General features: G+C 46.5%; 5 protein-coding genes. 3 read left to right on the top strand and 2 right to left on the bottom strand.

Annotation, left to right across the window (positions count from 1 at the left end):
- Positions 1-78: 78 nt before the first annotated feature.
- Complete coding sequence (locus HCJ54_RS12810) at positions 79-651, top strand: VanZ family protein (protein WP_187137927.1); 573 nt, start codon at positions 79-81, stop codon at positions 649-651.
- 383 nt (positions 652-1,034) lie between these two features.
- Here HCJ54_RS12810 and HCJ54_RS12805 read toward each other — a convergent pair whose 3' ends face one another.
- The gene (locus tag HCJ54_RS12805; protein ID WP_187137926.1) at positions 1,035-1,691 is read right to left on the bottom strand and encodes an RloB domain-containing protein; all 657 of its coding nucleotides are present in this window, start codon (positions 1,689-1,691) and stop codon (positions 1,035-1,037) included.
- Entirely contained in the window at positions 1,692-3,029 is a 1,338-nt protein-coding gene (locus tag HCJ54_RS12800; RefSeq protein ID WP_187137925.1) for an AAA family ATPase, read from the bottom strand.
- 233 nt (positions 3,030-3,262) lie between these two features.
- Here HCJ54_RS12800 and HCJ54_RS12795 point away from each other — a divergent pair, with 233 nt between their 5' ends.
- Entirely contained in the window at positions 3,263-3,709 is a 447-nt protein-coding gene (locus tag HCJ54_RS12795) for a hypothetical protein (RefSeq protein ID WP_187137924.1), read from the top strand.
- Positions 3,710-3,728: 19 nt separating this feature from the next.
- Positions 3,729-13,229: a polymorphic toxin type 30 domain-containing protein gene (locus HCJ54_RS12790; RefSeq protein WP_187137923.1), complete on the top strand. Its 9,501-nt coding sequence runs from the start codon at positions 3,729-3,731 to the stop codon at positions 13,227-13,229.
- Positions 13,230-13,238: the final 9 nt, after the last annotated feature.

Below are 13,238 nucleotides of genomic sequence, written 5' to 3'. Positions count from 1 at the left end.
TAAAGCTGAGAAAATAAGTACTAATTACACTACCAAAGGTGTAGGAACTATTAAAAATAAATAAGGTGGTTTTAGGCTATGTTAACTGCGAAAGATATACTTCTGATTGCACCCATTATTTATTTATTTTTTCTATTTCAATGGATTAGGAAAAAAGAATCCATCGAGAAGATAGTTTTTAAATCGTTTATGTTTATTTATTTAACAGGTGTTGTTGGATATACTATGTTTCCAATTATGGCAAATAGCATGTTGATTGAAGATACACGTGCACTTAGAGAAGGTGTATCCGGTATTAATGTTGTCCCTTTTGCAACTATTTGGGAAATCTATATTTATAGTGGAGATATGGATGTAAGCCAAGGAATTTTTCAAGTAGTGGCTAATGTTATTATGTTTATACCCTTAGGCTGTTTGTATCCACTTTGCTCAAAATATAAAGTTGGTTGGAAAAGAATGTTTTTGATAGTTATTACGTTATCGATGTCTATAGAATTGTTGCAGCTACTACAAAATATTGTTTACCAATCTGCTTTCAAATATGTAGATATAGATGATTTGATATGGAATGTGAGTGGTGGGATGATTGGTTATGGGTTATTTAGGCTCTGTAAACCGATATTTCAAAAGCTTAATGTTTATCATTTTTGATATAATTAAAGTCTAGTGAAATGGGGACTGTCATGCACCCCCTAAAGTTGGAATTAAAAAATCTAACTTTGGAGCGTTTAAGGCTTTATGTAAAATGTTAGGATGGAATAGCCCATGCTTTCTTTAGCCTACAGAAATAGCAAAATCTTTAATAAAATGTTGCGTGAGTATCTTGGCATGGTTTTTTTTAGGTTCAGAGTATCAAATAAATAGATTAATGGATCCTGAATCAGTAAAAGATTTTTGGTTACGAGTAGATGATTACTACATAAATTAGATTTGACCACTTTTGGTGGACTCTTTCGCATAGGAGCAGTTTTATGCGAAAGAGTTTTTTGTCACCGAGTAATCAATTGCTATATCTAACTTTATAAGGTTTCTTATCATCGACTCAAATTCTGCAATTCCTTCACCAGCAAATCCACATACGTGAACGTTTCGCGGGCAATAAAGTAGTCGAGCAGGGCTTCGTCGGTGAAATTTGGGAGTTCTGTTACGTAGCGTTTTTGGTCGCGAGAGGCACTGGACAGGATGATGCGTCGGGATTTTTTTGCGTTGGCGGTCGCGTTGCGTAAATTAGCATACAGTCGTCCGCGTTCTTTGATGTACCAGCGCTCTTTTTTTGTGTAGTCTCGGGCGACGGTTTTGTTTAGGGCGGCTTGGGAGATGAAGCGCTTGGTGTAGACGCCGTGATACATGCAAAGCCAGACTTCGAAGCTGCGGCCAGAGACGAATAGTTGGGCGTTTTCTCCGAGAGCGGCGAGATTGCGAATTTTTTTCTTGACGTATCGGAGGTTGGAACGGTCTTCTGTGAAATCTAGATCGGTTATTATGAAAAATTTATCATCGGGATGGGCGCTGAACTTCAGCGCTTTTTTGAATTTGGTTTCTTGGGCGTGTGTGTAGATTTTCAGTTGGTAGTTTTTTAGTCTGCGCTGGAAAAGTAGTTTGAAATAGTGGGCCTCGCAGCTGTTTGGTTTGACGCCACCGCTGTCTTCGGGGATGAAGAGGTGGACGATTTTGCGAATTTCGCGGCTCATTTAAAACACCTCCGGAACGGCTCCAAAACGACCGTCTAAATATAGATTCATCCAATTGTGGTTGTTATAGGTTATTTCCTTGAAATCGGCCAAGCTAAACACATCACTCGCCTGTGTATCGCGATCTTTTTGGACAAAAATGACTTGTTCTTTGGCAAAGCGATCGGGATTTAGCAGGAGCGGATTATGTGTGGCAATAATGAATTGGGCTTTTTTGTCGTTGTCTTGATGCACGAATTTGTTCAGTAGTCCTTCTTGGATTTTCGTATGGTATTTGTTATCGAATTCGTCGGTTAGGAATAAGGTCTCGTTCTGCAAAGCATCAAACAGGCGGATCGAACTTTCTAAAAATTTCTTCGTGCCATCGGATTCCATGCTGACGCTCAGCGGATAACAGATATCATCAACTATATGCGAAGTGCTAATTTCAAAGCGGCGGTTCTTCTTGGTGGTTTCGATTAATTGCGCTTTTACTTCATTGGAAAAAGTCGCCTGTTCGATGGATTCCACTAAGTTATCGGTCATATCGGTGACGGAAAAATCATGAATCGCAAAGTCAAAATCGTATAATGTTGCTAGTATTTGCTCTTTGAATGCCTTGTCGTGATCGATCTGTTTGGCGAATGCTTCTAATGAATCGCCTTCTAATTGTTCGCTTAAAAAGCCTTTTGTCACTTGATGGGCAAGGCATTCGACAACTTGATAGGCGGTCGTGCTAGTTTCTTTTTCGAAAAATTCTTTATTGATGTCATGGATCAGCATGGCGAGTATGGATTTATAGGTGATGTTTTCTTGTTCGATTTTGTTGCACATGGTTTTTATTTGGGCGTTTTTCTCGTTAATTCGTCCTTTTAGGCGTCTGAAAACGGTGATTGGCTTGGATAATGTTGTTTTGAGTATTTTTTGGTAGGTTAGGGATTCTTCTTGTATTTCAAATGTGTAGGCGTCGATCGAGAGGGAATAGGTGTATTTGATGTCTAGGCCTTCTTGGATATTTGTTTCTATGAAGGAGATGGAAAAGGTGCTGATTCTGTTTTGTCGTGCGGAGAATTGGAAGGGGCTAGGCGTTATTTGAAAATCTGCTTTTTCGGTATAGGTGTGGCTTTTGGCTATGAGTTGGCGAAGGAACGTGAAGGTATATAGCAGGTTCGTTTTACCTGAAGCATTGGCGCCGTAAATAATAGCACCGTTTAAGATGCTTCTTTTTTTATTGTTATCGTAATAGGAATAAAGCGTGTTTTGTTGGAAAGTTTCGGCTGTGCTGTAAGGTTGATCGAGCGATAAACTGATTTTGTCTTGAAATGAGAAAAAGTTGGTGAGGCTTATTTCGGAAAACATGAGATTCAACTCCTCGTGATTTTGCTTTATTATAGCATGGTTGAGGTTATTTGTTCCAAGACGGAGAGTTGTGCATTTTTTGTGGTTGTATATATTTGAAGTTGATTAGGCTAGCATGAGTCATAATTTCGCTCGAAATTGTGACGGAAAATCGACAATTTCCAGATGCTCCTAAAATCGTCCTGTTTTTATGGTATACTGGCCAAGATTGTGGAAAATAGGAGGGTTTATCGATGCAGGAATTGTTAAAAAATAAGAGGTTATGGGTCTTAATCGCCCTGTTCGTTGTGCTTATTGTTATTTTACTGATAGCGTTTCAACAGTGTTCGAAAGAGGCGGATAAGACGCAACCGGTGAAAGTGGCGCAGGATTTCAAGGAGGATTATGCGAAGTGGTCGGATTTGAAGTTGAATGGGGACATTTGTCAGCCGGCTTATTTGGCGGAGTTGCGAGAGATGGAGACGGATTTTCGGGCGGTTTATGTGAAAGCCAAGAAGCCGGATGTTTGGGACGGATTGTCGGAGCAGGATCGGAAAATTTATTCGGCTTATGGGGATGTTGGAACGGAGCTGAAAGTCATGAATGATGCGATTGAGGCGCGGGACTATAAGAAGGCGCAGGTGGTTTTGACGGGGATTTTGGAGATAGAAGAAAAAGTGAAGAAGGAAATGACATTATAAAGGGAGACGGAGATTACATATGAAAAAGGGATTGAAGATTTTATTGGTGACGCTTTTGCTATTTTCGATGATGCCGTGGCAGTTTGTGCAGGGCGCGATGAGTGTGGAGAGCGAGTTTGGGAATTATTATGGGAAACGGTTGGCGTCGCAGGATAGGGTGACGGTGGCGGATTTGGATAAGGATGCGCAGAAGCAATTGAAGGATGGAGCGCGGACGGAAAGTGTGACGGTGAGCGAGGATGTGACACCGGATACAACGACGGAGGATGCGTTGCGGCTGTTTGAGGCGGAGGCGCCGAGTGTGACGGAGGGTTTGACGGAGGACGCGAATGCTGCTGGGATGGATGAGGTGGTTGCGGATCGGACGGAGAATACGAAGACGTTTGTGAACAAGGATACTGGTGAGGGCAAGACGTATTATTTTACGGAGCCGGTGCATTTTAAGGATGACGCGACGGGAAAATGGCAGGATTTTGATACGACGCTTGTGAAGGATGGCGCGAAGGCGTGGACGGCGAGTGAGACGGCACGCTCGATTGTGACGCCGAAAATCGTGACGGAAGATGTGATGCCGACGCTTGGTTTGGATGGCGCGGATGTGGCGGTTCGGCCGAGTGGGGACGCGGATTTGACGCAGGTCGCGACGCGGGATAATCGGATATTGTATGCGAGTGAGGATGCGAAAACGGATGCTTTTACGATGCAGGCGGATAGTTTTGGGATGGAGCTTGGGCAATATGTGAAAGCGGGAGACGAGACGGCGGAATCGGTGGCGTTTGATTTGACGGTTCCGGATGGCGTGACGTTGAAGGATGATGCGAAGCGTGCGGCGACGTTGATTTATCGTGGCAAAACGTTGATTGGCGCGATTGCGAGTCCTGTTTTGGAAGATGAGAATGGGTCTGTGATCGATACGTTGTCGGCGAAATCGGTGAAGACGGCGGACGGGTATCAGTTGCAGGTCGCGGCGTTTAGTACGGCGAATGTGACGGGTAGCCTTGCCAAGGTTGCGGTTTCGTTTGTGAGTACGAAGATTACGAATGGGATTGAGGCAACGAGTTTGCGCCAGTATCGGGATGATGTCGCGTATTCTTTTCAGCCGTACATGTATATTGGATACGATGATGGGAATAACTCGGGAACGCTTGGTGCCGCTCATTTTATCACGTATGGTGTCGTGAAGGTTCCGGATAGTGAGATTAAAAAAATTGGGACGAACCGCGAAATTGAATCGGCGGAGCTTTCTCTTTTTAGAAGTGGAACGGAAGGTTTTTGGGGGGATCGTGCGAAGGATGCGAATGGCAAAATTGTGAAGCGGCAATTCGAGGTGCACGGGATTACGAAGGACGTTGGGGCGATGGATGACTTGACGTATGGCAAATTCCAGAGCCTTGGTTTTCCGTATGGTCCACCGGCGAATCTAGATGGCAACGAGACGTATATTGGCGGGATTGATGATGCGAATCGTCGGGTTTCGTTTGATATTACGACGGTTGCGAAGGATTGGGTCAATGGTGGGAAAAATAATGGCGTGATTGTGAAAACGGCGAAGGTAAACGGCTTTGAATTGCCGTATTCGCAGGCCGATGTGTTTGCTGCGCCGAAATCTGGTGTGACGAGTGAGTCGCCATATGTGGTGTTTAAGCATCGCGAGCGTCCACCGATTGATGCGGATATGCCGCTGAAAGATACGACGCTGTATTTGCGTCCTTTTGTGAGTGCGAATAATGATGGCATGCTCGATTTTACAGCGCTTGGAATGGACGGGGTTGGTCGTCCGGATGCGAAGATAAATTATAAAATTGTCGATACGTCGGATAAAAATAAGGTGACGTTTAGCGGGACGGATCCGTCGATTGGGCGGGATTATTTGTTCCCGGATTATCCGAAATTGAACAGTTTGACGCAGGAGTATCGCGAGTTGATGAGTAATTGGCAGACGAATACGCTACTTTTGAAGGGTGCTCTCGCGGAGAATCATTTGTACCAAGTGGAGGCGGAGATTAAGGACGGGAACGAGTCAGCGAGCAAGAAGTATGATACGTTTCAGATTTATCGGGTGACGGGGATGGATTCGTTGCCGCGTTTGTTGAAATTTTACGGGATTTCGAACAAGCGGTCGCAGTTTATGTTGGATAATAATATGAAGGATGAGCTCTTGGTTCAGGGGAACTTGGTGTTTATTCGGAATCCGCAGCAGAATGCGGGCAAGGCGTATCAGACGGGGAATTATTCTTCGGCGGATAAGATGCGACTGGATGCGCTTGCGGTTGGGCGTGGTAAGCATTGTACGTTCGGATATGAGCCGATTAATTTTGATAGTGGGAACTTGCTGTATGATATGGAGGACGCGAAGTGGTTTGATTTCGACGGCGAACGCACGATAACGCGGACGTATAATTCGATGGGGCAAGGCAAGGATAGTCCGATGGGGCGGAACTGGACGTTTAATTTGGCGGATCAGCTTGGTTTCCTTTCGGACGGAACGGTAATGTTGACGCGCGCGGATGGCGGAAGTGTGTTTTTTGACAAACAGACGAACGGGACTTTTAGGATTGCGGAGGATGAACCGCTTGCTTTGACGAGAAAGTTGAGTAAGGATGGTGCGCGGGAGTTTGAAGTCGTGAACTCGGAAGACGGGAGTGTGTCGCTTTTTGCGGCAAATGGACTGCTTTTGAAAACGACGGATCAGGCGGGTCATGTGACGGTGTATTCGTATAATGCGGATGGTGAGTTGACGAAGATGGTGACGGGTTCTGGGAAGGTGCTGACGTATGCGTGGGATTCGCAGGGGCATTTGAAGGAGATTACGTTACCGGATGGTGGCAAGTTGGCGTATTCGTATGACGCGGACGGGAATTTGACGAAGCTCGTGGATCAGACGGGGAAAGTGGTGACGTATCAGTATGATGACGCGCATCACATGACGTCGTATAAGGATCATGATGGGAAATTGTTGATTGAGAACGTGTTTGATGCGAATGGTCGTGTGACGAAGCAGACGGATGGCGAGGGAAATGTCGCGACGCTTGCATATGAGGACGGGAAAACGACGACGACGGATTTTAACGGGAATAAGCAGGTGATTTATTTTAATGAGCGCTTGCAGACGACGAAAATCGAATACGCGGATGGATCGGTGACGGAGAACGTGTATGATGGGAAGAATCAACTGGTTGCTTCTGTGGATCAGCTGGGAAATAAGACGACGTTTGTGAATGATGCGAACGGGAATGTGACGAAAACGGTTTATCCGGATGGGTCGACGGAAACGGCGACTTTTGATGGGAAAAATCAGCTCGTGCGGGAAACGGATAGTCTTGGCGGGGTGACGACGTATGCATATGATGCGGCGGGCAACGTGGTTCGGTCTGTTTTGCCGAATGGGGCTGTGGAGAAATACGCGTATAATGCGGATGGACAGCTGATTTCGGAGACGGACGGGAATGGTGTGACGACGAAAACGACGTATGATGCGGATGGAAATCCTGTGCGTGAAACGGATGGTCGTGGGAATGTGACGGTTTATGCGTATGATGCGTTGTCGATGCTCAGCGCGGTGACGGATGCGAATGGCGGGAAGGAGACGTATACGCGAAATGCGCGTGGGGAATTGACGCGGGAAGTGAATGCGCGCGGGGACGTGACGGCTTATGGTTATGACGCGAACGGGAATAAGGTTAGTGAAACGGACGCGAATGGGAATAAGACGGTGTACGTGTATGATGCGTTGGGTCGCTTGACTTCGGAGATGAATCCGATGGGTGGCGTGACGAGCTACGCGTACGACGGGAACGGGAATAAAATTAGTGAGACGGATCCACTTGGAAACAAGGAAAAATTTGAGTATGATACGCTGAACCGGGTCGTGAAAGCGACTGCCGCGGATGGTGCGGTGATTCGTTACACGTACGATGCGCTGGGACAGAAGTTGTCGGAAGAGACGGCGGATGGGCAGAAAACGACGTATGTGTATGACGCGAAATCGGGCTATATGACGGCGGAAACGGATCCGTTGGGGAACGTGACGGGGTACCAGTATGATGCGGATGGGAACGTGACGCGGATTACGTATCCGGATGGCACGACGGAAGCCTTTACGTATGACAAAATGGGGAACATTACGCGTTTTGTGGATCAGGAAGGGCACGTGCAGGAGTACGAATTTGATGCGAATGGCAATACGACGAAGCTGAAAGAGGCTGGGCGTGTGTCGACGTACGATTATGATGCGAATGGCAGTGTGGTTGCGGAGCGTGATGCGGCTGGTGGCGTGAAGCAGTATGCGTTTGATAAGCTGGACCAGGTGCAGACGGAGGCCGATGAGGTTGGCGCGAAAACTCGCTATGTGTATGATGCGGATGGAAATGTGACGCGGATTACGGATGGAAATGGGCACGTGGTGACGCTGGCTTATGACGGGGAAGCGAATGTGATTCGGGAGACGGATGCGGAAGGTAACGTGACGAAATATACGTATAACGCGCTCGGCTTGGTGGCGACGGAGGTTTCACCGACGGGGGATATTACGCAGTATCGCTATAATAAGAATGGCGATCTGACGGCGGAAATTGATCCTTATGGGAATGAGACGGCGTACGAGTATTCGAAAACGGGCGACGTGACGGCGATTGTGGATGCGCTTGGGAACAAGACGACGTATGCGTATGATGTGCGTGGGAATGTGACGGAGAGCGTGGATCCGATTGGCCGGAAAACGACGTATGAATATGATTTAGCGGATAATGTGATCAAACAGAAAAACGCCGATGGTACGGTTTCTACTTTTGCGTATGATAAAATGGATCGTTTGTTGGAGCAAAAAGACAATACGGGACAAAAGGAAAGTTATGCGTACAATAAAATTGGCGATGTGACGCGCGTGGCGGATCGTAAAGGCCGGAGCGAGACGTATGACTATGATGCGTTCGGGAACGTTGTTGGCGAGACGGATGTGCGTGGGAATAAGACGGGTTACGCGTATGATGCGGCGGATCGGTTGGTCGTGCAGCAACATCCGGAGGGCACGACGCAGAGCATGGTTTACAATAAACGTGGCGATGTGACGTCGGAAATTCTGCCGAATGGTGGGAAGTATGCGTACACGTATGACGCGGAAGGCAATATGCTGACGGAGACGAATCCGCTCGGCGAGACGACGCACTATGGCTATAATGGCAACGATGACTTGGTGAAAACGACGGACGCGGCGGGCGCTGTATCGAGCGTGACATACGATGCGAACGGGAATGTGATAAAAGTTGTCGATGAAAACGGCGGCGTGACCCAGCAGAAATTTGATGCGACGGGGCTTGTGACGAGCCAGACCGATGCGGAAGGAAACGAGACGCAGTTTGGCTATGATCCGCTAGGACGTTTGACGACCGAGATTGACGCGGCTGGCTTTAAGTTGCTGAATCGCTATGATGCAGCTGGTCGTTTGACGGCGGAAACAGATAAGCGCGGGAACACGACGATTTACACGTATGATGATGCGGATAATATTTTGACGGCGAAAGAGCCTGCGGGAATTACGTCCAAATTTGAATATGATTTGCGTGGAAATGTGTTGAAAGAAATCGATGCGAACGGCAAGGCGACGAGATACGCATACGATAAAGATGATTTACTGCTTTCGGAAACGGATGAAATTGGCTATAAGCAGAGTTACGCGTACAACCAGTTCGGCGATTTGACCGAGGAAAGCGACAATCAATCGAAGCAGGCAATTGTGAGCTATACGTACGATAAATTTGGCCAGCAGACGTCTGAAAAGGACGCAAAAGGCAGAATCACGCGCTATTCGTACGACAAAACGCAGCGTTTGACGGCGATTACGTACCCGAATAAACTCGCGGTCGGCTATTCGTATGATAAATTAGACCGCGTGACGGCGATGCGTGATGTCCGCGGCAACGAGTCGAAAGTGCAGTACGACAAGGTTGGCAACGTGACATCAATGATTGACCCGGGAAATCAGGCGTATCAGTATGCGTATGATAAAAAGGGGAACGTGACGAAGGAAACCGATCCTTTGAAGGCGAGCACCGAGTATCGCTACAACAAAAACGACCAAGTAGTGAGCATGAAGGACCCGACCAATGCGGTGACGACGTATCATTATGACGCGCGGGGTTTGTTGGATTCGGTGAAAGATGCACGCGGCAATGAGTCGAAAATGAAGTATGACGGTAATGAGAATGTGACGGAAACCACGGATGCGAAAGGGCAGAAGGAACAGTTTAAATATGATGCGCTGGATCGGATGACAACGGCGAAGAATCGCTTGGGGCAGACATCGACGTATACGTATGACAAAGTGGATAATCTGACGGAAATTAAAGATGCCAAGGGATTTGTGACGAAATATAGTTACAACGACCGCAGCGACATGGTCAAAGAAGTAACACCAGAGGGCAAAACAGAGAAATACGCGTATCGCCTCGACGGTTCGCTGCAATCCGAAACCAAACCAGACGGCAGCAAGACGACGTACAAATACGATGAATTGAACAATCTAGTCGAGCAACAATTCGACGGAGGCGGCTACAAATACACCTATGATGAAAACGACGAGATCAAAACCGCGACATCCAAAGACGGCACAGCGACTTTCACGTACAACAAATACGGTGATGTAACAGAGGTCAAAGATGCGAATGGCGAAACGTTGCAATACGAATACGATACCATCGGACGGAAAACCGCATTGGTGTATCCAGACGGCAAACGCGTGACCTACCGCTATGACGACACAAACCAGTTAACCGATGTCATCGAAGCAAACGGCAAGAAAACCACCTACGACTATGACGCCAACGGATTACCACTCGCGATTCACTACAGCAACGGCACCAAAACAACGTACCGGTACTCCGCAATTGGCGAAACCGAACACGTTGAAACAAGCAATAAAGCCGACAAAGTCATCGCGTCGTTCGATTACACCTACGACGAAAACGGCAATGTCACCAAAGAAACGATCAACCAAAACGGCACGAAGCGAGTCAAAACCCACACCTACGACGCCGACGATCAACTCAAAGACACGACCATCAAAGCAGGCAAAAACACCGAAGTCATCACCTACATCTATGACGCGAACGGAAACCGAAGCCAACTAAAACGCGTCAAAAACGGCAAAAAAACCATCGAAGCCTACCACTACGATGACGACAATATCCTCGCGATGATCCAAGCCGATGGAGACGCCGACACAACCTACACCCACGACAAAAACGGAAACATTACCAAAAAAGCACTAAGAAGTGGTAAAGTAGAAACGTACACATACAACGGTGAAAACCAACTCATCCAATCCGCCGACAACGAAGGCCACGTCACGACCTACAGCTACGACGCATTCGGCAACCGGATTGGCAAAGAAACCATCACCGACAAAACCAAAGAAGTCACAGGAACACTCAGCGAATGGATCACAGACTACGACAAACAAGCCAAAGACAAACTCAAAGTAACACCAGGAAAAACAGCCACAGAAGGCACGACAACGAAGCAAAAAGAAACCACGACTAAAACCGAGAGCCTAGCCAAACAACTCGAAAAACGCGCGTCTGGCGATTTTGAAGGGTGTTCTCCGATCGCCGAAGAAGGTAGCGACGTTGTGACGAAAGATAAAGGCACGAAAACAACACAAGAGAAAGACGGCATTCAAGGCAAAACCGAGCTAAAAGAAAGCGATGGCGGCAACTCGACAAGCACCGAACGCACGACAGAAACAACCAAATCCGTCGGGTACCAAGCGATCACCACGATTCGCTACATTAACGACTTAACGCAAGAGTACACCCAAGTCGCGCAACTTGACGAAACCACCGAAGACAACGGCGAAACGACGGAAACTAGCACCGATTACCGCTTTGGCGAAGACGACCAAATCCTCGGCACCGAAGACGAAAGCTATCACGAGAACGGCTTGACCGATATCGCAACGACATCCGACGGCGAAGAAAGCACGGATTACGATTACACCGACTACGGCACAGCCACCGCAGCAGTTCCAATGGCGAACCAAATCGGTTACCGCGCACAAATGCACGACACCAGCGACACACAAAATCTACGCGCACGGAATTACGACACCAACACCGGTCGATTCCTACAAGCCGACAGCTATCGCGGCGCCCTAGACGATCCACGAAGCCAAAATCGCTACATTTACGGCGGCAACAATCCCAATTCTTATGGCGATCCGAGCGGTCACTTCATGAATTGGCTGAAGAAAAAAGGGAAGAAACTCAAAAACAAAGCCAAAAAAGCAGCGAAGAAACTCGGCAAGAGCATTAAAAAAGCGGTGAAAAAAGTCAAGAAAGCTATCAAGAAAACCGTTAAAAAAGTGAAGCGCGTCATCAAGAAAATCAAGCGAGCGGCTAAAAAAGTCTACAAAAAAATAAAACGTGCTACCAAGAAAGCCATCACCAAAGTCAAACGCGCGGTAAGCAAGTTTAAAAAAGCTGCGAAGAAATCCATCAAACAAATCAAAAAAGTGGCGAAGAAGGTTTACAAAAAGGCAAAAGTAGCACTGAAAAAAGTACAAAAAGTAGCCAAAAAAGTGAAGCATATTGTAAAAACCATCAAGAAAGCAGGCATCAAACAAGTACGAAAAGCCTTCAGTTACGTCAAAGCAACAGGAAAAGCAATTAAAGCAACGGTGAAAAAACAACTAGCAGCCAAGAAAAAAGCAAAACAAAAAGCAGAAGAAGCTAGAAAGAATAAAGCGTATCAAGCTGTATGTAAAAATACGAAGCCAATCAGTTCGTATAACTTCTCTGATTATCAGAAGAGTCCGCTAGATGATGGTACCTACTGGCTATCAAAACCAGGCAATACGCCACAACAAAATGCGGCCGCGACAAAAGCCTACACGGCGGCTGTTAAAAATGGCACCGTGGGGACAAGTTCGGGTGGTATAAGTACTGACCTGATGGACATTTACATGAAACAAATGTTAGCAGTCAAAACAGGGGTGAATCCATTCAATGGAAAAGTCTTAACAGAATGGGAGAAAAAGCAATTTGCCTATGCTGGAGCTGTCGGTATGCTAAATTTAGGCTACCTAGGTGTTTGGGGTAGTAATGTTTATAAGAAGAGTAGCACAAAAAAAGCCCCTTCTTTGGATGAAATAATAGGGACTGGTAAAGTTGGTGATTTTTCTAATCTGAAAGGTAGTATAGAAGATATTGTTTCTAGGATTCCAAAAGATGCAAACAAGAGGATATTGACTCCTCAAGTTGGCAAGGTAACAGAGGGATTTGAATACACTTGGAAAACAGCAGAAGGAACTAAAATGACGGTGCGCGTCCATGGCCCAGATCCATCTGCACCAGCAGGTAGTAATGCTGCAAATGGATGGATAGCTAGAGTTCAACAAGGTAAAAAATATTTAGATCCTATATCTGGAAATTTCCAGCCACCTGGAATATCTAAACCATCAAGTGAATTCTATGATGAAGGACTTATAAACAGTACACACATACCGATGCAAGCTCCAAATAAATAAAGAGGAGAT

Source organism: Listeria grandensis, from assembly GCF_014322885.1.
Taxonomy (GTDB): Bacteria; Bacillota; Bacilli; order Lactobacillales; family Listeriaceae; genus Listeria_A; species Listeria_A grandensis.
Note: the sequence above shows the minus strand (reverse complement) of the source record. Positions and strands in the feature narration are given on the sequence as shown.

Coding starts and splice junctions, on each gene's coding strand:
- HCJ54_RS12810 (WP_187137927.1), top strand. CDS start 79: ATGTTAACTGCGAAAGATATACTTCTGATTGCACCCATTATTTATTTA.
- HCJ54_RS12805 (WP_187137926.1), bottom strand. CDS start 1,691: ATGAGCCGCGAAATTCGCAAAATCGTCCACCTCTTCATCCCCGAAGAC.
- HCJ54_RS12800 (WP_187137925.1), bottom strand. CDS start 3,029: ATGTTTTCCGAAATAAGCCTCACCAACTTTTTCTCATTTCAAGACAAA.
- HCJ54_RS12795 (WP_187137924.1), top strand. CDS start 3,263: ATGCAGGAATTGTTAAAAAATAAGAGGTTATGGGTCTTAATCGCCCTG.
- HCJ54_RS12790 (WP_187137923.1), top strand. CDS start 3,729: ATGAAAAAGGGATTGAAGATTTTATTGGTGACGCTTTTGCTATTTTCG.